17 protein-coding genes and 3 pseudogenes are annotated in these 17785 nt (G+C 71.1%); 4 read left to right on the top strand and 16 right to left on the bottom strand.

Annotated features, from left to right (window positions below; translation table 11 throughout):
* Positions 1-23 precede the first annotated feature (23 nt).
* The 4 genes and pseudogenes from ABH928_RS31005 to ABH928_RS30990 form a co-directional block, all read right to left on the bottom strand.
* Positions 24-71 (bottom strand): annotated as a pseudogene (locus ABH928_RS31005) (hypothetical protein); the annotation flags it as partial.
* Positions 72-268: 197 nt separating this feature from the next.
* Positions 269-1510 (bottom strand): annotated as a pseudogene (locus tag ABH928_RS31000) (IS701 family transposase).
* Between the two features lie 142 nt (positions 1511-1652).
* Positions 1653-2492, bottom strand: a complete 840-nt coding sequence (locus ABH928_RS30995) for a hypothetical protein (RefSeq protein WP_370071976.1) — start codon at positions 2490-2492, stop codon at positions 1653-1655.
* Positions 2493-2585: 93 nt separating this feature from the next.
* Positions 2586-3026: a tetratricopeptide repeat protein gene (locus tag ABH928_RS30990; RefSeq protein WP_370071975.1), complete on the bottom strand. Its 441-nt coding sequence runs from the start codon at positions 3024-3026 to the stop codon at positions 2586-2588.
* 323 nt (positions 3027-3349) lie between these two features.
* Between ABH928_RS30990 and ABH928_RS30985 the strand changes: the two genes are divergently transcribed.
* The gene (locus ABH928_RS30985) at positions 3350-4210 is read left to right on the top strand and encodes a universal stress protein (RefSeq protein WP_370071974.1); all 861 of its coding nucleotides are present in this window, start codon (positions 3350-3352) and stop codon (positions 4208-4210) included.
* A 14-nt stretch (positions 4211-4224) separates the two neighbouring features.
* On the opposite strand, the gene ABH928_RS30980 is transcribed toward ABH928_RS30985, so the two are convergent.
* The 7 genes and pseudogenes from ABH928_RS30980 to ABH928_RS30950 form a co-directional block, all read right to left on the bottom strand.
* Positions 4225-4497, bottom strand: coding sequence for a universal stress protein (locus tag ABH928_RS30980; protein WP_370071973.1), 273 nt, complete (start codon positions 4495-4497; stop codon positions 4225-4227).
* 384 nt (positions 4498-4881) lie between these two features.
* Positions 4882-5889, bottom strand: a complete 1008-nt coding sequence (locus ABH928_RS30975; RefSeq protein ID WP_370071972.1) for a hypothetical protein — start codon at positions 5887-5889, stop codon at positions 4882-4884.
* Positions 5886-6545 carry a CBS domain-containing protein gene (locus tag ABH928_RS30970; protein WP_370071998.1) on the bottom strand — a complete coding sequence of 220 codons (660 nt, stop codon included), beginning with the start codon at positions 6543-6545 and terminating at the stop codon, positions 5886-5888. The genes ABH928_RS30975 and ABH928_RS30970 overlap by 4 nt, the downstream gene beginning before the upstream one ends.
* Before the next feature lie 22 nt (positions 6546-6567).
* Positions 6568-7308, bottom strand: a complete 741-nt coding sequence (locus tag ABH928_RS30965) for a helix-turn-helix domain-containing protein (protein WP_370071971.1) — start codon at positions 7306-7308, stop codon at positions 6568-6570.
* 30 nt (positions 7309-7338) lie between these two features.
* Positions 7339-8193: a universal stress protein gene (locus ABH928_RS30960; protein ID WP_370071970.1), complete on the bottom strand. Its 855-nt coding sequence runs from the start codon at positions 8191-8193 to the stop codon at positions 7339-7341.
* 301 nt (positions 8194-8494) lie between these two features.
* A pseudogene (locus ABH928_RS30955) lies at positions 8495-8760 on the bottom strand (alcohol dehydrogenase catalytic domain-containing protein); the annotation flags it as partial.
* Between the two features lie 124 nt (positions 8761-8884).
* Positions 8885-10627, bottom strand: a complete 1743-nt coding sequence (locus ABH928_RS30950) for a GAF domain-containing protein (RefSeq protein ID WP_370071969.1) — start codon at positions 10625-10627, stop codon at positions 8885-8887.
* Between the two features lie 316 nt (positions 10628-10943).
* Between ABH928_RS30950 and ABH928_RS30945 the strand changes: the two genes are divergently transcribed.
* The gene (locus tag ABH928_RS30945) at positions 10944-11675 is read left to right on the top strand and encodes a response regulator (protein ID WP_370071968.1); all 732 of its coding nucleotides are present in this window, start codon (positions 10944-10946) and stop codon (positions 11673-11675) included.
* A gap of 87 nt (positions 11676-11762) precedes the next feature.
* Positions 11763-12128 (top strand): pyridoxamine 5'-phosphate oxidase family protein, encoded by a 366-nt coding sequence (locus tag ABH928_RS30940; RefSeq protein WP_370071967.1) that lies wholly within the window; start codon positions 11763-11765, stop codon positions 12126-12128.
* A gap of 108 nt (positions 12129-12236) precedes the next feature.
* Here ABH928_RS30940 and ABH928_RS30935 read toward each other — a convergent pair whose 3' ends face one another.
* Together ABH928_RS30935 and ABH928_RS30930 are read right to left on the bottom strand one after the other, a co-directional pair.
* Entirely contained in the window at positions 12237-12788 is a 552-nt protein-coding gene (locus tag ABH928_RS30935) for a flavodoxin domain-containing protein (protein ID WP_370071966.1), read from the bottom strand.
* The gene (locus tag ABH928_RS30930) at positions 12788-12934 is read right to left on the bottom strand and encodes a hypothetical protein (protein ID WP_370071965.1); all 147 of its coding nucleotides are present in this window, start codon (positions 12932-12934) and stop codon (positions 12788-12790) included. Before ABH928_RS30930 ends, ABH928_RS30935 begins: the two co-directional genes overlap by 1 nt.
* Positions 12935-13169: 235 nt before the next feature.
* Here ABH928_RS30930 and ABH928_RS30925 point away from each other — a divergent pair, with 235 nt between their 5' ends.
* Positions 13170-15533, top strand: a complete 2364-nt coding sequence (locus tag ABH928_RS30925; protein ID WP_370071964.1) for a phosphoketolase — start codon at positions 13170-13172, stop codon at positions 15531-15533.
* A gap of 347 nt (positions 15534-15880) precedes the next feature.
* Here the strand turns inward: ABH928_RS30925 and ABH928_RS30920 are convergent, their stop codons facing one another.
* The 3 genes from ABH928_RS30920 to ABH928_RS30910 form a co-directional block, all read right to left on the bottom strand.
* The gene (locus tag ABH928_RS30920) at positions 15881-16195 is read right to left on the bottom strand and encodes a hypothetical protein (RefSeq protein ID WP_370071963.1); all 315 of its coding nucleotides are present in this window, start codon (positions 16193-16195) and stop codon (positions 15881-15883) included.
* A gap of 84 nt (positions 16196-16279) precedes the next feature.
* Positions 16280-16660 carry a hypothetical protein gene (locus tag ABH928_RS30915; RefSeq protein WP_370071962.1) on the bottom strand — a complete coding sequence of 127 codons (381 nt, stop codon included), beginning with the start codon at positions 16658-16660 and terminating at the stop codon, positions 16280-16282.
* Between the two features lie 500 nt (positions 16661-17160).
* A complete protein-coding gene (locus tag ABH928_RS30910; protein ID WP_370071961.1) occupies positions 17161-17730 on the bottom strand; it encodes a hypothetical protein in 570 nt (189 codons plus the stop codon).
* Positions 17731-17785: the final 55 nt, after the last annotated feature.

Below are 17785 nucleotides of genomic sequence, written 5' to 3'. Positions count from 1 at the left end.
ATGTGCTTCATATGGGTCTTGATCGTGTTCACCGAGAGGCAGAGGTCGGCGGCGATCTCGTGGGCGGACATCATCTGCGCCGTCCTGGCGACCACGCGCTGGCGCTCCGTGAGCGGCCCAACAAGGTGGGTCTGGTAACTATGCCCCGGTGAGAGGTGGACCAGTCCGGTTCGCAGGTCGGCCGGGAGCCAGTCCTAATTCCGCACGAGCCCGGGTTGCGATTGCAGCAGGCGGCGCAGCCTAGTACTCCAGCCGTAGATCGCGATCTTCACGGCCGAACGGCCGCCTGACGACGGTGATGGCAGTCCCGTGCGCGGGCTTGATGCCGGCGTCGCCAGAGTGACCAGTGCAGGCGGTGCGCGAGGTCGTGCACCGGGTTGATCAGGGCTGCGAACAGGTGCTGGATCTCGTTGCCGGTCAAGGGGATCAGGCCGTCTGCGGTGGGCAGGTCGCGGCGTTCGGCGGCTGTGGAGACGGCGAGGAAGGCGTGGGCGAGCATCGCGAGGGTGACCTAGCGGTGCCAGGAGGTCCAGCGACGGACCTGGTGCTCGTCCAAGCCCGTCAGGCCTTTACCGGCCTGGAATGTCTCCTCGATCGTCCAGCGCCGTCCGGCCACCCGCACCATTTCCGACAGCGGTACCGGCCGGGGTGAGAAGCAGCGGTAGAAGGCGAGTGCGCCGGTACGGCGGTTGCGCCGGACCAGCAGACACCAGTGGCCGGGTCGGCCGGTGGGGTCGTGAATGTCGATCTGTGCCCAGTCGTAGTACCGCTCGCCCTTCGCGCCCGTTCCGGCCGACAGCCGCTGCCAGGCCCACGTCGGGATCCGCGCGGCCAGGGTCTTCGCCTGGAACTTCGCGGCGTGAGTGACGACGGGGTGGGTGCTGGAGACCGCCAAGACGTAGCCGGTCCGGCGGCGTTCCAGGGCGGTTCGCAGGTGCGGGTTGTCGCCATAGACCTCGTCTCCCGCAACCCAGCGCGCGGGCGTTCCCGCATCCAGGGCTCGTTCGACCATGCGGGCGGCAAGTTGAGGCTTGGTTTCGAAGGTCAACTCTTCCGGTATGCCTGCCCTTCGGCAGCGGTCCGGGTCCTCGGTCCACAAGCGTGGCACGTACAGAGCTCGGTCGATGGCGGCGTGTCCGCGGTCGGCGGAGTAAACGAGGTAGACGGCGACCTGGGCATTTTCGATGCGGCCAGCCGTGCCGGTGTACTGACGCTGGACGCCGACGGTCTCGGTGCCCTTCTTCAGATCGCCCGTCTCGTCCACCACGAGCACTGCCTCGGTGTCGTGCAGGTGCTCGACGACGTAGGTGCGAATGTCGTCGCGGATCGCGTCGGCGTCCCATTTCGCGCGGTGCAGCAGGTGCTGCATCCCGTCCGGAGTGGCGTCACCCGCGTGTTCGGCCAGGGTCCAGCAGTTCTTGCGTGGCAGATCCGACAGCAGCCCGGAGACCAGTCGCCGCACTCGGCGGCGGGGTTCAACTCGGGTAAACCGGCCCGCGATTCGGCTCATCAAACCCTCGAAGGCATCCTGCCAGCGGACAGGGTCTACGCTGCACGGTGCGACCACCGCCTGATCTTCTGCTGTCACACGCCGATGATGAACGGTGGCTTCGGCCGTCTCGCGTCCGCTGTCCGCCAGCACGATCACCGGTCTACGGCTGAAGCTGGCCCGCCTGAGCAGCAAGAAGCCGACGCGCTGTGGTCACCGCCTCAACGCGGCCGATGGTGGCCTGGAGGGCAACTGTGCAGACCACGGCGGCCCCAAAGGCGGGGCCACCACCGAGTGGTTCGGCGAGGACGGCCACCAGGAAGCAGAAGGCGGCGAAGCCCCACAGGCCCCGAAGCACGCCACGCAGTGTCGCCGTGGCGAGGATTGTTCCGCCCCGGGCCAGGGAGAAAGTGGCCACCACACTGGTGCCGATGGGGAATGGCGCAAGCACACCGGTCAGGCTGGGGCCGAGGTGCGCCGCCGCGGTGGTCACCGCGGTGACCAGCACCGCTGTGGCCGCAGCTCGTGCCAGCAGGTCCCACCACGGGGGCTGCGTCAGCTGCAGTGGGCCTGCCTCGGTCTCACTCTCCGCGCACGCGAGGGCTTTCGCGCCGCAGGCTGTCGCGACGAAGGACAGGCCCAACGCGACGACGGGCGTGACCGAAAACCGTGAGAGCGCGAGATCCGCGATCAAGCAGACAAGCCAGGCGAGCGCCAACGTGGCGGCCCAGTGGCCGGTGCGGGACGCCCTGGACAGCAGGGCGAAGACGACCGCGAACAGAGCGAGCGAGACCAGGCCCAACAGCGAGGCCGAAGCGGCCCGTGCGGCAAACACCTGGCCGTGCTCCAGGCAGGTGATGGCGAGGATAGGTCCGGCCACGATCGGCAGCGCGACCAGCGTGCCGGCCAGAGAGGGCCCCCAGCGCCGACCAGCCAGGGACGACATGACGACGAGCGCCGGCGCGAGTAGTAGCTTCAATATCAACATCGACACTGGCGTCATCCTTGCACAACCCCACTTCCGAGCCGCAGGCGTGGGCACCGGAACTGGGGGCACTCGGATGCCACTCCGACAGTCGCACCGGCGACGCTGGCATCAAGCCCGAGCACGGGACTGCCACCACCGTCGACTGACGGCTGTTCGGCCGTCAAGATCGCGATCTACGGCTGGAGTACTAGGCCCGGCTTCGCGGAAGGGAAGCCGGATGTCTTCGGGGCGGGCGCACACTGGAGCGCGAGTCAGCAGGCGCCGGGTGGCGGCCCGGTCCCCGGAGGCAATGGCGGTCTGTGTACGGACCAGTAGGGTGCGGACCGTCACGGCTGGGCCGGTGTGGCTGTCGTCGGCGATCGAGTCGAGGATCGTCCGCGCGGCTTCGTTCTCACCAGCGGCCAGGTGGGCGCGGGCTGCGGCCGTAGCGTGTTCCGGCCTTAGCGTCATCTGCTGCAGGGTGTCCATCGCCGCTTGGGGATCCCCTCTGGCCAGGTGCGCGGCGGAGGTGGCCAGGGCCACCCGGTCCTTGACCCAGGGAGAGGGCATCGTGGACCCCGGTCCGGGAGGAGAGCAGCAGTCCGCTGCGTTCGGCCTCGCTGACCGCCTCCTGAGATGCCTCGGCGAGGCTGGGCCAGCCGCGCATCGCCGTCGCCGAACGCCTCAACGGTCCGCGTCCGCCTGTGCCCCTGGGTCTGCGTACTCCGTCCGGTGAACCGCTGCCCTACTGACCCGCTGACGCTCTCCCCCGCCTGGGAACGCGCCGCCCCGCCGGACGGCGCGTTGCGGCGCTCCCGTCCCGGTGAAAACCTGGAGGCGTCATCGTCGGCGTAGTCCCGACGGCACGCCGACTCCCCCCGAGGGAGGCAGTGATGGACGACTCACCCACCGGGACGGTGGTCGTCGGCCTCGACACCAGCGACAACGCCCGAGCCGCACTGGCCTGGGCCGCGCACGAAGCGAAGCTGCGGAACGCCAGGCTCCTTATCGGCCACTCCTGGAGCATGCAGCAGTACCGGCTCCCCGAGGCCTACCGGCGTGACATCGTGGAGGGCACTCACACCGCCGCACAGGAATTCGTCGACAAGGCCGCGGCAGACGTCCGGGCCGACCACCCCGGCCTGGTCGTCGCGGTGGAGCTGGTCGACGAGGCGGCGGTGGAAGGGCTGCTGAACCTGGCCCAGGAGGCGGAGCTGCTCGTCGTCGGCCACCATGGGCTCAACCCGATGCTGACCGTCCTGCTCGGCTCCGTGAGCCAGGGCATCATCGCGCACACCCCGGTTCCCGCCGTGGTGGTGCCGCCCGCCCCGCGCATGGGCGGTCCGGTGGTGCTGGGCGTGGCGCCCGGCGCCGACGCGCCCGTGGAGTTCGCCTTCGCCGAGGCCGAGCGGCGCGGCACACCTCTGCAGGTGATCCGCGCGTGGATGTACCCGCCGGTCATGCCCGGGTACATCGCCGTTCCGCCGGTCGACGAGGCGAAGCGCAACGCCGAGGAGGCGGACGAGCTGGAGCGCCTGCTCGCGCCGAGCCGCGCGGCGCATCCCGGGGTCGAGGTGGAACTGGACATCGGTCTGGCCCTGCCCGAGGAGGCGTTGGTCGACGCCTCCGCGACCGCCTCGCTCACCGTCGTCGGCGCCCACCGCAAACACGCCCGCTACGGGCTCCCGATCGGCCGGGTGCCGCACCGCGTGCTGCATCTGGCGAGGTCGCCGGTGGCAGTCGTCCCGGACTGATCCTTCGGTCAGGGTCAGTCGCCCGAGACCACGGCGACCGGGCAGCGGGCGTGCTGAACCACCGCCTGACTGACCGACCCGAGCCGCCCCACCAGCCCCTGCGGGCGGCCGTGCCGTCCGACGACCACCAACGAGGCGCCGGCTGAGAGGCCGACCAGGTGCTTGGCGGGTCCGGACCTGGCGCTGTCGGGACGGACCGCGCCGGAAGGGAACGTCTCGCGCCGACCGGCCGGCACCTCCGCCAGCAGCCGGTCCTCCTCCGCTTCGACGTGCCCTTCCTCGGACACGGGCGGTGCGGCATGCCCGTGCCTCACCAGCGGGTACCGCCGGCGTGGGCAACCCACAGCGGAAGCTCCCGTCGCCCGGCCTCCGCGAAGGCGAACCGGCGGACGGCATCCTCCGGTTCCCGGGCGTCGACCCGACGACCACGACGGGGCAGTCCCCCGTCGCCGCATGCAGCGCGGTCGAACCCACCAGGAGTCCGGGGAACCCCCGAGCCGCGGGTTCCGACCACGAGCAGGTCCGCCGCGTCGGCGGCCTCAGCTCGGCGCCGCGCAGCAGAGCCTCCGACTCGGCCCAGGCCACGGAGGGTCCGTCGTCCACAGGAAAGTCGATCCCGGCCACGATGGGACCGGACATGGTGTTCTCCTCATGGACAGGTTCTCGGGAGCTCAGGTCAGTTGCAGGATCTCGGCCACCGGGCGTCGCGGCGTCGCGGCACCGGGTGGTCCGTAGCCGAGTCGCAGGATGATCTGGACGTAGCCCGGCCCGGTCTCCGGGTCGCGCAGCTGCCAGCGGGTGTCGGGCCACTCGACGGCCTGGTGCAGCACCGAGGCGCGTAGGGCGTGTCCGGTTGCCAGCAGCCAGACCCGCTCCAGTGCCATGCCGGTGCGCACCCAGGCGCTGCGATCGTCGTGCGGTGTGGTGAACGTCGCCAGCTGCGGGAGGGCCTCGAAGCGCTCCGACGCAGGCACCGAGGCGGGCGGGTGTCCGGTGAAGCTGCGGACGGGCACGCGGGCGTCCCGGTCGAGCGGACCCAACGCGGCAGCGGGGATGCCGTCGGCGGCGGGGGCTTCCATCCGCACCCAGCTCCGCGCCTCGGCTTCGCGCGCCGCGTCGGCCGCGGTGCGGCGCTCGGCGTCGGCGGTCAGCGCGAGCACCCGGCGGGTCTCGTACTCCTCCAGCATCGCCAGCACGACGCCTTCCTGGTCGGCCGCCGCGATGAGCTCGCCCACCACCTGCTCCGGGATGTCCCGGTTGGTGAACGGCTGTCTGCTGCTGTGGCGCTGGGCGATGGCGGGAAACAGCTCTGCGTCCCGCGCCGGGCCTGCTCCGGCCACCCTAGGGGTGAAGTCCAGCAGGGCGAGCAGGTCCAGCTGCTCCGGGGCCGGGAGCAGCCGCAGCCGCGCGTCCAGGCCGAGCGCGGCGGCGGCCACCCGAAGGTTGAGTACCGACGCGCCCACGGAGACATGCAACGCGCGGCCCGTCGGATCCGTGGCCGGGACCGCGCGCGACGGGTCTCGGTAGACCGACAGCCCGCGCCGGTCGCGGGAGACACGGAAGCGCCACGGCTGGCTGTTGTGCAGCGACGGAGCCGCTCCACCCGCCGCCGCCAGGAAGGCCAGCTGTTCCGGTGTCAGCGTGTGCTGTGCGTGAGTGTCGTGGGTGTTCTCGGTCATGGCCGGCTCCTGTTCGTGCGGGTCCTGGCACAGCGTGGGACGAGTGCCTGTCCGGTGACGTCCCACCGGACATCCACCACTCCCTCGACCGCGCGTGTCAGCCGGGCGGCCACAGGGACGAGCATGGTGTCGGGGAGCCTGCCGGTCAGGGTCACGACGCCGTCCGAAACCTCGACCACGACGTCGATGGCCCCGTCGCCGAAGAGATAGGCGACGACCTCCCTGCGGACCTCCTCCGCGATCTCCTCGTCGGGGCGGAGGAACACCTTGAGCAGGTCCACGCGGCTGACGACGCCGGCCAGCACACCCCACTCGTCCACCACCGGCAGGCGCTTGACGTGGTGCCGGGCCATCTCGCGGGCTGCCTGCGCGAGGGCCGCGTCGGCGCGCACAGTGACCGCGGGCGAAGTCATCAGCTCAGCGGCCGTGACCGCACTCGCCTTGGCCATGTCCCCGAGGCGCCGCACCTGCTCCGGGCGGCTGGGCTCCTCGTCGCGGAACTCCTCCTTCGGAAGCAGGTCCGCCTCGGACACGACGCCGACGACACGGCCCTCCACCGCTGCCACCGGGAGCGCACTGACCTGCCACTGCGCCATCAGCGCGACGATGTCCTTGAAGCCGGCCTCCCGGCCGACCGACACCACGGTCTGCGTCATCACATCGCCGACGATGTGGGGGCTACCGCTCCCGTACACGGCTGCCACCTCCATCCGTTTCGGTGTGCCCCGTGTCCACGGCGTGGAGCAGCAGTTCGCGTCCGGTGAAGCGGTTCGGACGGATCCGGACCAGGAGGTCACGGGGCCCGTTCGCCCACGGCTCGGGTTCCCCCTCCAGGATCCCGGAACGGTCGATGTCACGCCGGTCCACCTCGGCGTAGCCGGACACCAGCACGCTCCACCCCTGGGCGACGACGACGTCGGGAGAGTCGACCTCGAGGACGACCCGCCGTCCAGCCGCTGCACAAAGGACACCGCCCTCCTGCGTGCGGAAGAGCAGGACCCCGTCGACGACGCGGTAGTTGACAGGCCGGACGATCAGGGCACCACCCATCAGGAACACGACCCGGCCCACACCGTGACGGCCCAGACAGCTCCAGCACTCCTCGTCGGACAACTCGACCGTGACGGTGCGTCGGTCGGGGCGGGCCTGGCCGGGTGCCGTCTCCAGGGAGCCGCCGCCCAGAAGTTCCTTACGGGACGTGTCGAGAGCCGCGGCCAGGCGGCCGACCTCGCCGGGTCCCAGTTCGGCCGGGCCGGTCTCGACCCACTCGACGACGCCGGGGGACATGCCGGCCCGCCGCGCCACCTCATCGACGCTGAGGCCGAGTTCGTGGCGCCTCAAAGCGACACGTCGACCGAGGTCACCCGGGTGACGGCGACGGAGGGCTTCCTGTGCATCAGCGCGCGATGCTGCGAACATGGCCGTTCCTCCTCCTTCCAGCTTTTTCCGTCACCAGTGCGGAACGACCGCGACAGGACAGCGGGCGTAGTGGAGCGCCGCGTGCGCGACCGGCCCGAGCGCCGACACCGGACGGTGTCGACGTCGGCCGACGACCAGCAGCGAGGCCTTCTCGGCCTCCTCCACCAGGACCCTGGCGGGGTCGCCGGACAGCTCCGCGCTGGTGAACTCCACAGCCGGATACCGGGTGTGTGCCGTCGTCACAGCTTCTCGCAGGGCCAGCGCCTGGTAGTGCTGGACCTCCTGCCGCTCGGACTGTCCGGGCTGAACGGGACCCGCACCCCAGGGCACCGGAGGATGCCAGGCGTGGACGGCGCGCAGCACGACCCCGTGGTCCTGAGCGCTGCGCAGCCCGAACTCGAGCACGGGACCGCAGTCCCCTGACGGATCGACGCCGACGACGATCCGGTAGCCCGGCTCAGCCGCAGCGGCCCGTTGCGGTACCAGGATCACGGGACTCTCGGCCTGGGCGGCGACCGACTGCGCCACCGAACCGAGCAGCAGGGCCGCGAAGCCGCCGCTGCCCCGGGTGCCCAGGACCAGCGTCCCGACCTGGTCGGCGCTGCGCAGCAGCACCCGGTCAACCGGCCCGGTCGGCGTCTCGACGTCCACCCGCAGTCCTGGGTGGGCCCGGTGCAGGGCGTCGGCGAGGCACGTCATCGCATGCAGGGCATGCTCTTCCGCGTCCTCGACCCGGTCGTCGCCCGGCCGGATCCAGAACCCGCCCGGGCGGACGTGGACGAGTCGCACGTTCCGTCGCGTCGCGGCGGCCTCGCGGCCGGCCCAGTCGGCTGCAGCGAGGCTCGCGTCGGAGTCGTCGACTCCGACGATCAGCGAAGGGGTCATCGCCTCGTTCCTTCCCTCAGGCCCGCGGAGGCGGGGTGGCTCACCTCCCAGCGTTCGCCGCGGCCACGGCCGGGGACAGGGCCGACCGGCCCCCACTCCCCCGCCGGGAATGCCTCGGCCACGGTCCTCCGCAGGGCCGCTCGGTCCCTCTCCGCAGGCCCGAAGGGCCCTCGTCCCGCCCGAAGACCATGAGCAGTCGAGTCCGCGCCGAACGGGTGACGGGGCGTCCGCCGCCGCGAGGCGCGGAGCGGCACCCCAAAGCGATGCCGGAGGGCCCGTCCCGGAGCTACGCGGATGGCATGGCGAAGATGCACGAGACCAGGACGCGGTCGCCCACGGCGACGGTGCGCACGCTGTCGCCGACGGCCGTCACCGTGCCGACTGCCTCGTGGCCGAGGACCGGGCCGAAGGCGACCTCGGCACGTCGCCCTTGAGGATCTGCAGGTCCGTTCCGCAGATCGTGACGGCGTCGACCCGGACGACGGCACCCTCCCGGTCCTGGACGGTGGCGTCGGGGACCTCGCCCCAGACACGGCGTCCGGGACCGTGGTGCGTGAGCGCTTTCATGACCGATCGCCCCTTCCGCGGTCACTGCCTCTGCCTCCTCAGGGTTCTCCGCCGCGCACAACGGGGCTTGGGCCGATCGGCCTTGCCCCGGCCGCGTCTCCGGAGCGGGCCGCGCCGGCCGGGGTCAGGCGCCGGTGCGCAACGGCACCCGCCAGCGCAGCTCGGTACCGGACCCGGCCGGGTTCGCGGCGAGGCTGAGCCCGCCGCGGTGCTTCATTGCCCGCTCCTCCAGATTGGCCAGCCCGCTCCGTCGGCCTCCCTCGGGCAGGCCGACGCCGTCGTCGGTGACTGTCAGCACCACCTCCGATGCGGGCCCACCCGTAACTTTCGCGGAGACGTCGACGGCCCTGGCCGAGGCGTGACGAGAAGCGTTGCTCAGCGCCTCCTCCAGCACAGCGAGCACGTCGTCGGCCAGGTCGGCCGGGACGTCCGTGTCCAGGAGGCCCTCCAGCCGGAGCGAAGGCGTGAAGCCGAACGTCGGGATGGAGCGGGAGACGACGTCCACGATCCGGGCTCGCAGACCGCCCGCCTCCTGCGCCGACGAGCGAGCGCGGAGACCGAAGATCGACGTGCGGATGATCTTCACCGTCTCGTCGAGGTCCTCGACCGCCCGGCCGACCCGCTCCGCGGCCTGCGGGTGTGTGATGAACCGCTGCGCGCTCTGCAGGGTCATGCCGGTGGCGAAGATCCGTTGGATCGCCAGATCGTGCAGGTCGCGGGCGATCCGGTCATGGTCCTCCAGCATGGCCAGCTGCTCCGCGTCGCTGCGCCGGGCGGCCAGCTCCAACGCCAGTGCCGCCTGGCCGGCGAAGGCGTTCAGCGGCGCGACATCCGCGGACGTGAACGGGTACAGGCCGACCCGGCGCGCCAGCATCAGCACGCCTCGAGGCCCTTCGGGACCTCGGCCCAGGGGAACAGCCACCGCTGCGCCTAGGCCCGGCCAACGCGGAGGGCCTGCCGTCACCCGCGGGTCATGGGCGATGTCCACGCTGGTGATCGGCTCAGCCGCGGAGAAGGCCGCGCCCATGAACGTCCCCTCCAGGGGCAGCAGCAGGCCGCGGTGCAGCTCCGCGTCCACCCCCTCCGCCAGTTGCACCGCGAGGCCGACGCCGTCAGCGGTCGTCAGGCTGAGGGCGATGACGCCGAGATCCGCCTCGAGGATCTCCAGCGAGGCCTGGACCAGCTCGGCGAGCTCGTCCTGCTCGGACGCGCCGGAGAGCAGCCGGGCCGTGACCTCGCCGCTCGCGAGCAACCAACGCTCGCGCAGCCGCGCGTCGCGGTAGAGACGGGCGTTGTCGATGGCTACGCCGGCGGCGACGGCGAGCGTCTGCAGCACCGACTCGTCCTCGGCGTCGAACTGCCCGCCACCGCGCCTCTCGGTCAGGTAGAGGTTGCCGAAGACTTCGCCGCGCACCCGGATCGGCACACCCAGGAAGCTGCGCATCGGCGGATGATTGGCAGGAAAGCCGACGGAGGCGTGGTGGTGGGAGATGTCACGCAGCCGCAGCGGCTCGGGGTGCCGGATCAGCTCACCGAGGATGCCGTGGCCGGTGGGGAACGGCCCGATCTCCTTGACCTGCTCAGGCGTCAGACCGGTGGTGAGGAACTTGGCCAGCATGCCGCCCTCGCCGATGACACCGAGCGCGGCGTAACGGGCGTCCACGAGCGTCGCGGCGGACTCGACGATCTGCTGCAGCACCTGGTCGAGGTCGAGCTCACGGCCGACGGTGAGAACCGCCTCCAGCAGCGCGTGCACGCGGTCCCGGGTGCCGCGGGCGAGGTCGAGCCGGGACTGCAACTCCGCCAGGAGCTGGTCCAGACGCAGATCCGGAAGCCCCAGAGGTCCCTGCGACGCTTCCTCGGGCACCTGTTCCTCCACCTGGCAGGCGGATCGGCCGGTTACCCGGTCAAGGTCACGCTACCCAGCCGACGCGTCGAGTGCACCAGGTACCGGTCGACTGCCGGTCTGCCCTACGGCTGAGGACGCCTCCCCGGCCCGGGAACCTGAGCCGATCGGGGCACCGGGTGCGGCCGGTCGACCCGTGCCGGTCGGCTCCGATCGCGCGATGATGGGACCGTTCGGCCCTGTCGCAAGTCCCGGCTCCGGCGGGACGATCCTGGGGGTCTCCCGCGCGGCACTTCCCGGACCGGGACCGTGCACATCAAGGACATGGGGTAGAGGAATGGCTGGCGACTCAACCGGCGATGCTGCCGCCGACACGATCCGCGTCTTCCTGCTCGACGACCACGAGGTGGTGCGCCGCGGTGTCCACGACATGCTCGACGCCGAGCCGGGCCTGGAGGTGGTCGGCGAGGCCGCCACCTGCGCGCAGGCGCTGGCCCGGGTCCCTGCCCTGCGCCCTGACGTGGCGGTGCTCGACGTTCGGCTCCCGGACGGGGACGGCATCACCGTCTGCCGGGACCTGCGCTCGCAGCTGCCGGAACTGGCCTGTCTGATGCTCACCTCGTTCGACGACGAGGACGCCCTGCTGGACGCGATCATGGCCGGGGCCTCCGGCTACGTCCTCAAGCAGATCAGCGGCACCAACCTGATCTCCGCCGTACGCACCGTCGGCGCAGGCCAGTCGATGCTCGACCCCGGCGCGACGACCCGGCTCATGTCACGCCTGCGCGGCCAGGCCACCCAGGCCCCACCGCAACCCGACGCCCTCTCCGAGCTGACCGACCGCGAACGCGACATCCTGGCGCTCATCGGCGACGGCCTGACCAACCGCGAGATCGGGCAACGGCTCTACCTGGCCGAGAAGACCGTCAAGAACCACATCTCGCGCATGCTGGCCAAACTCGGCGTGGAACGCCGGGTCCAGGCGGCCGTCATCGCCTCCCATGCCGCCGAACACGCGGCCGAGCACGCCGCGGGCACGAGCGGGACCGGCCGCACCGGCAGGTCCTGACGCACGTCCCTCATGGGGCCGGTCGGCAGGACCGCACGGGCCGTCCGGCCCTCGCACCGGAACCCCCTGGTGGCGACGATCGAACACATGACCTTGCGCACCGAACACCTCGACCGGGGCCGCGCGTTGGAGCTACTGGCCGACGCGCGGACCGGCCGCGTGATCTACACGAGCGCCGCGATGCCCGCGGTGTGGCCGTCTCAGTTCCACATCGCCCCGGACGGCGGCGTGCTGCTGCGCACAGCGACCACCTCGGGGCTCGCCCGGGCCATCGGCGACTCTCTCGTCGCCTTCGAGGCCGACGCGCTCGACCAGACGGACGGCACGGGCTGGTGCGTCACCCTCCTCGGCCGCGCGGTCGTCAGCGCCGAGGATCCCACGACGGACACCCTGGAGATCCACATACTCGCCGAGGCCGTGCACGGCCGCCGGTTCCCGCCGCAGTTCGGCTGACGGCGCCGCGCTGCCGCACCGCTCCGTCTGTGTGGTACCGGCCCGTTGTTCTGGATATTCCAGTCAGGCGCGGCATCCGGTCCTCGTGCGGCGACAACTCCGCGCTACTCACGCCGCCGGACGGCACAGGCCGGGAAGGCCGGTCAGCTCAGCCGCGATCTGAGCCGCGTAGGCGTCGATCCGGGCGCGGTCGCGGAAATCCCCGCCGTGGCCGCCATCGACCATGGCGTGGGCCAGCCAGCCACGCGAGTCCGGGGACAGGCGGCCGCCGAAGGTGACGTGGTCGCGGGCGCGGAGACCGCGCGAAGCGCAGTCCGCGCTGTGGGTGGTAACCATGTCGCCCCTGCTCGCCGAGTCGTCCAGCGGGCCGCTGCTGAAAGTCCAGACCGGGGCGTGGGCCAAGTCGTGGCGGTGACGGCGGGCGAAACGTGAGGCGGAGGGCAGCCACCGGCCCTCGTACAGAGCAGATCCGAGGACCACCGCGTCGTAACCGGTCGGGTCGAGCGCATCGGAGACCTCGGCGACAGTGACGTCGAAGTCCTTCTCTCCGTCGCGGAGTCGGGCGGCCAGCCACTCGGCGATCTCGGCGGTCGCTCCGTTGCGGCTGGCGTAGGCGACAAGGACGCGCCTGGTGGGGCCCGGCGTGTCGGGTGTACTCATCACGGCTCCTCCTTTGGAACCGCGGACCGTGCGCCGGGGCTGCCGGTGACCGTCCCAACGCCGCCGAGGAAGGTCAGCGGCCCGGGACGCGGGCGCGGGAGCGCGACAGGGACGAACGGACGGGGTGCGGCTACAGGCGTTGCCATGGGTCTCGCCTCCTCAGGGGTTCCGACGGCCTCGAAGCGATCGGCCTCACCGGTAGCTTGGCCCTTCTGCCGGGCGGCCAGGCAGGACCGGGCGGGCCCCATCGGGCCGCCGGTCGGCCGCGTCCGGCCGGAACTGTGGGCCGGTCGGCCCTGCCCCGGCGGCGCCGCCGCCCGCCACGGTGGACGGTGAACGGGAAGACGCCGTCGACCGCACTCCCGGAGGGGGAGCCCGACCATGAGCGCACCGCTGACCGACGCCCTAGTCGCCGAGCTGGACGCCCACTGGCGCGCCGCCAACTACCTGGCCGCGGGGCAGATCTACCTGATGGAGAACCCGTTGCTGCGGGAGCCGCTACGCCCCGAGCACATCAAGCCCAGACTGCTCGGGCACTGGGGCACCTCCCCCGGCCTCAACCTCGTGCACACCCACCTCAACCGGGTCATCCGCGACCGCGACCTGGATGCGCTCTGCGTCTGGGGCCCCGGCCACGGCGGACCGGCCGTACTCGCCTGCTCATGGCTGGACGGCAGCTACACCGACCACTACCCGGGCATCACCCGCGACGAGGCCGGCATGGCGCGCCTGTTCCGGCAGTTCTCCTTCCCTGGCGGTGTTCCGTCGCACGTCGCGCCGGAGACGCCCGGGTCGATCCACGAGGGCGGCGAGCTCGGCTACGCACTCGCCCACGCCTACGGGGCCGCGCTCGACAACCCGGGCCTGCTGGTCGCCTGCGTCGTCGGCGACGGCGAGGCGGAGACCGGGCCGCTGGCGGCCTCCTGGCACAGCAACAAGTTCCTCGACCCGGTCCACGACGGCGCGGTGCTGCCGATCCTGCACCTGAACGGATACAAGATCGCCAACCCGACCGTCCTGGCCCGCATCCCCGAGACCGAGCTGGACGAGTTGCTGCGCGGCTACGGCTACACCCCGATCCACGTCACCGGCGACGAGCCCGCCGCCGTGCACCGGGCGCTGGCCGCCGCGTTCGACGACGCCCTGGACGCCATCACCGCGGCCCAGCGGGCCGCGCGCACCGAGGGCTCGACCGAACGGCCGCGCTGGCCGATGGTCGTGCTGCGCACGCCGAAGGGCTGGACCGGCCCGGCAGAGGTGGACGGGCTTCCGGTCGAAGGCACCTGGCGTGCCCACCAGGTGCCGCTGGACCAGGTTCGCGAGAACCCCCAGCACCTGCGTCAGCTGGAGGCATGGCTGCGCTCCTACCGGCCCGAGGACCTGTTCGACGCCGACGGCCGGCCCACGTCGACCGTCCTCGCGCAGACCCCTTCGGGCGCCCGGCGCCTGGGGTCGAACCCTCACGCCAACGGCGGCGTGCTGCTGCGCGAACTCCCGCTGCGCGAGCTTGAGCGCTTCGCCGTCCCCGTCGACAGGCCCGGCGCCGGCATGCACGAACCCACCCGCGTCCTCGGCGACTACCTCGAACAGGTCATGGCCGACACCGCACAGCGCCGCGACTTCCGCCTCGTCGGCCCGGACGAAACCGCCTCCAACCGGCTGCAGGCCGTCTACCGGGCCACGGGCAAGGCCTGGCAGGCCGAGGTCCTGCCCGTCGACGAGCACCTTGCGCGCGACGGCCGGGTGATGGAAGTGCTCTCCGAGCACCTGTGCCAGGGCTGGCTCGAGGGCTATCTGCTGACCGGACGTCATGGCCTCTTCTCCTGCTACGAGGCGTTCGTGCACATCGTCGACTCGATGGTGAACCAGCACATCAAGTGGCTCCGCACCACCCGGCAGATCCCCTGGCGGGCACCGATCGCCTCACTCACCTACCTGCTCAGCTCGCACGTGTGGCGGCAGGACCACAACGGCTTCTCCCACCAGGACCCCGGCTTCGTCGACCACGTGCTCAACAAGAGCCCCGAAGCCGTCCGCATCTACCTGCCGCCGGACGCCAACACCCTGCTCAGCGTGGCCGAGCACGTACTGGGCAGCCGCGACTACGTCAACGTCGTCGTCGCCGGCAAACAGCCGTGCTTCGACTGGCTGCCCCTGGATCAGGCCCGCACCCACTGCGCCCGCGGCCTCGGCATCTGGGAGTGGGCAGGCACCGAGCACGGGGACCGCGAGCCGGACGTGGTCCTGGCGTGCGCGGGCGACGTCCCGACCCAGGAGGTGCTCGCCGCCGCGCAGTTGCTGCGGCGGGAGTTGCCGGAGCTGGCCGTGCGGGTGGTCAACGTCGTCGACCTGGCCCGGCTGATGCCCGCCGAGGAGCACCCGCACGGGCTGTCCGACCGAGAGTTCGACGCGGTCTTCACCCGGAACAGGCCGGTGATCTTCGCCTACCACGGCTACCCGTGGCTGATCCACCGCCTCGCCTACCGCCGCGCGGTCCACCCGCAGCTCCACGTGCGCGGCTACAAGGAGTCCGGCACCACGACCACGCCGTTCGACATGGTCGTCCGCAACGACCTGGACCGCTACCGCCTGGTCATGGACGTGATCGACCGCGTCCCCGGCCTCGCCGTCCGGGCCGCGCCGCTGCGGCAGCGGATGGCGGACGTCCGCACGCGCCACGACGCATGGATCCGTGCCCACGGCACCGACCTGCCCGAAGTCGCCGACTGGACCTGGACGGGGTGACCGGCTGTCAGGCCCCAGGCGGCCCTCCGCGGCGACGGGGGCGGAGCGCAGGAGCACCACAAGAGAGGTCCGGCCAGGGACTTCAGCGGCGACCACGGTGGTTGCCAGCCCGGCCTCCGCCAGGACAACGGCGGTGGTGAGACAGATGACGCCCGCCTGGCGCGTGGCGCGGGTCCAGGAATCCTCCTGCCACGCCGTCAGATGCGCTCGCTCCCAGCTGTCCCTCTCCACGCCCGGAACCCTACTGAACTTGATTGAGTGGTGTCGGAGCCGTTCGCCTGACAGCCGGCTGTCGGCACCGGTGGCCCAGCAAGGCCCTGTAGAAGGCCGACATCACGGGTTCAACTTCAGTACTCGTCGTCCTGGGTGCGCTGGCGGTCCTCGGGAACCACGATCTTCCCCTTGTCGTCGTAGGCCGCCGGGTCCAGGGTTCCGAAGCCCAGGCGCATGCAGGCTTCCACGCAGTCCTGGGAGTTCGGGCCGCCAGTCCGGGGGATTTCGAGCGCGGTGCAGACGAGTTGCTTCGGTGGGTAGGCCACACCGTCGACCAGCACGGCGTACGTCCTGATCTTCTCCGGCGCGTTGCTCGCGACGACGGCCCGGATCATGTCGGCGGTGAGTTCGGCCTTCTCGCCGCCGGAGACGGTTATCTCGGTCTTCACGGTCTTCTCTCCGGTCGTGCCCGGCCGGCGGGTGGCCGGCAGGGCGCAGCGCTTTTCGTCAGGGACAGGGGTACTGCCGGGGGCTCAGGCTTCCTGGAGGGACACCCAGTTCACGCCCTGGGTGCTCGGCCTGGCGATCGGCGACGGCTTCCCGAACCACTGGTCGTAGACCGGGCCGGAGGTAAGCACCCGGCCGACGATCGAGTGCGTTCCCTCCTCGGGGCCGTCGGTGACCCCCTCGACCTGCGCCACGAGGACGATGCGCTTCTCGGCCTCGAAGATGGCGTAGCCCGCCGTATGGGTGCGCGCTGCGTCGATTCGCCAGTTCCAGCGGTTCAGCGCGAAGACCACGTCATCGGCCAGGCCCTCGCGCCAGCCCCAGCAGGGGATGACTTCCCGCCCGGGAACGGCCGGGTCGGATTCGGTGAGCTTCGAGAGGTGCAGGTGGAGTATTTCGGATGCCACGGAGTTCTCCCCAGGTGCGATGTCCGGTCGTGCCTGTGGATTTCGTACTGGATAGTACTGAAGTTGAACTCGTGATGTCGGCCTTCAACAGTGCCTTGCTGGGCCAGGTCAGACGAACCTGGTCCAGTCGGTTGTGGTGCTCGTCGATCCAGCTCTCCGGCGGTCGGATCCACAGCATCGCGCTGGGCCAGTCGGGATCGTTGATCGCCACGACCAGGTAACGGCCCTCCTGCATGTGGAGCACCACATTCAGTCCGCGGTGCGCGCGGTGGGGCCGGGACTCCAGTCCCGGCCCCACCACACACGCGCTACACCACGCTGAACAGCACGCGGATGGCTTTGTTAGGCCCCGCCGCCGGGCCGACGGGCCGCCCAAGGTCCTTGCGGGGAGACCCCAGGTTCGTGGTCTCACAGGCTGCCCTGGCGAAGATGTCGAGGCCTTCCCCGCCGGGCGGGCGGCTCCAGTCTGGGAGAGGGAGCCCCGACATGCAGGGGGTGGGTCAGCAGTCGCCGTAGTTGCCGGAGCCCCAGGCGCCGTTGTTGAAGTTGTGGTCGTTCCCGAAGATCGTCTTGTTGCAGGTCGTGTTTTGGTGCCACTCCGAGTCGGTGGAGTAGTTGGTCAGGTCCACGATGGGCATGAAGAGCTTCTGGTTGGTGTAGGACTGTCCGGCCGGGTTGGTATAGATCGACTGGACCGGGGTGGTGGTGTAGGAGCCGTCCAGGTGGTCCAGGCGGAAGCTGGTGTACGCGATGGCATGCCCGTTGGGGTCGTTCATGTAGAGGCGACCCTGCGGGTGCTCCACGTTCTGGGAGTTACCGGCGTTGTCGTTGAAGGGCGTGGAAGGGCCATAGGTCCAGTGGATCTCGGCGTAGACGCCCTTGCAGTCCGGGAACCAGCCCAGGTAGATCTGGCCAAGATTGGTGTTGTCTGCCCAGATGGTGACGGGGTGGGACTCCAGCACGGGCGCGCTGGAGGCTCCGCAGCCAGTGGCAGTGACGGCGCTGGCAGTGCCGCTGCTGGCCACGCCCAGGCCCACCGCGAGCGCGAAGGCGGAGGCTGCGTAGGTCATTTTGCGGCTGAGTGAGCGAAGACGCACGGTAGGTCCTGACTGTGGTGTTGATCTG

It is taken from the genome of Streptacidiphilus sp. MAP5-3 (genome assembly GCF_041262505.1).
Classification (GTDB): Bacteria; Actinomycetota; Actinomycetes; order Streptomycetales; family Streptomycetaceae; genus Streptacidiphilus.
The sequence above is the reverse complement of the archived record's forward strand: the minus strand, read 5'-3'. Positions and strand labels throughout refer to the sequence as shown.

Bases quoted from the DNA above. Each gene is read 5' to 3' on its own strand.
- ABH928_RS30995 (WP_370071976.1), bottom strand. From the start codon at position 2,492: ATGACGCCAGTGTCGATGTTGATATTGAAGCTACTACTCGCGCCGGCG.
- ABH928_RS30990 (WP_370071975.1), bottom strand. From the start codon at position 3,026: ATGCCCTCTCCCTGGGTCAAGGACCGGGTGGCCCTGGCCACCTCCGCC.
- ABH928_RS30985 (WP_370071974.1), top strand. From the start codon at position 3,350: ATGGACGACTCACCCACCGGGACGGTGGTCGTCGGCCTCGACACCAGC.
- ABH928_RS30975 (WP_370071972.1), bottom strand. From the start codon at position 5,889: ATGACCGAGAACACCCACGACACTCACGCACAGCACACGCTGACACCG.
- ABH928_RS30970 (WP_370071998.1), bottom strand. From the start codon at position 6,545: ATGACGCAGACCGTGGTGTCGGTCGGCCGGGAGGCCGGCTTCAAGGAC.
- ABH928_RS30965 (WP_370071971.1), bottom strand. From the start codon at position 7,308: ATGTTCGCAGCATCGCGCGCTGATGCACAGGAAGCCCTCCGTCGCCGT.
- ABH928_RS30960 (WP_370071970.1), bottom strand. From the start codon at position 8,193: ATGACCCCTTCGCTGATCGTCGGAGTCGACGACTCCGACGCGAGCCTC.
- ABH928_RS30945 (WP_370071968.1), top strand. From the start codon at position 10,944: ATGGCTGGCGACTCAACCGGCGATGCTGCCGCCGACACGATCCGCGTC.
- ABH928_RS30940 (WP_370071967.1), top strand. From the start codon at position 11,763: ATGACCTTGCGCACCGAACACCTCGACCGGGGCCGCGCGTTGGAGCTA.
- ABH928_RS30935 (WP_370071966.1), bottom strand. From the start codon at position 12,788: ATGAGTACACCCGACACGCCGGGCCCCACCAGGCGCGTCCTTGTCGCC.
- ABH928_RS30930 (WP_370071965.1), bottom strand. From the start codon at position 12,934: ATGGCAACGCCTGTAGCCGCACCCCGTCCGTTCGTCCCTGTCGCGCTC.
- ABH928_RS30925 (WP_370071964.1), top strand. From the start codon at position 13,170: ATGAGCGCACCGCTGACCGACGCCCTAGTCGCCGAGCTGGACGCCCAC.
- ABH928_RS30910 (WP_370071961.1), bottom strand. From the start codon at position 17,730: ATGACCTACGCAGCCTCCGCCTTCGCGCTCGCGGTGGGCCTGGGCGTG.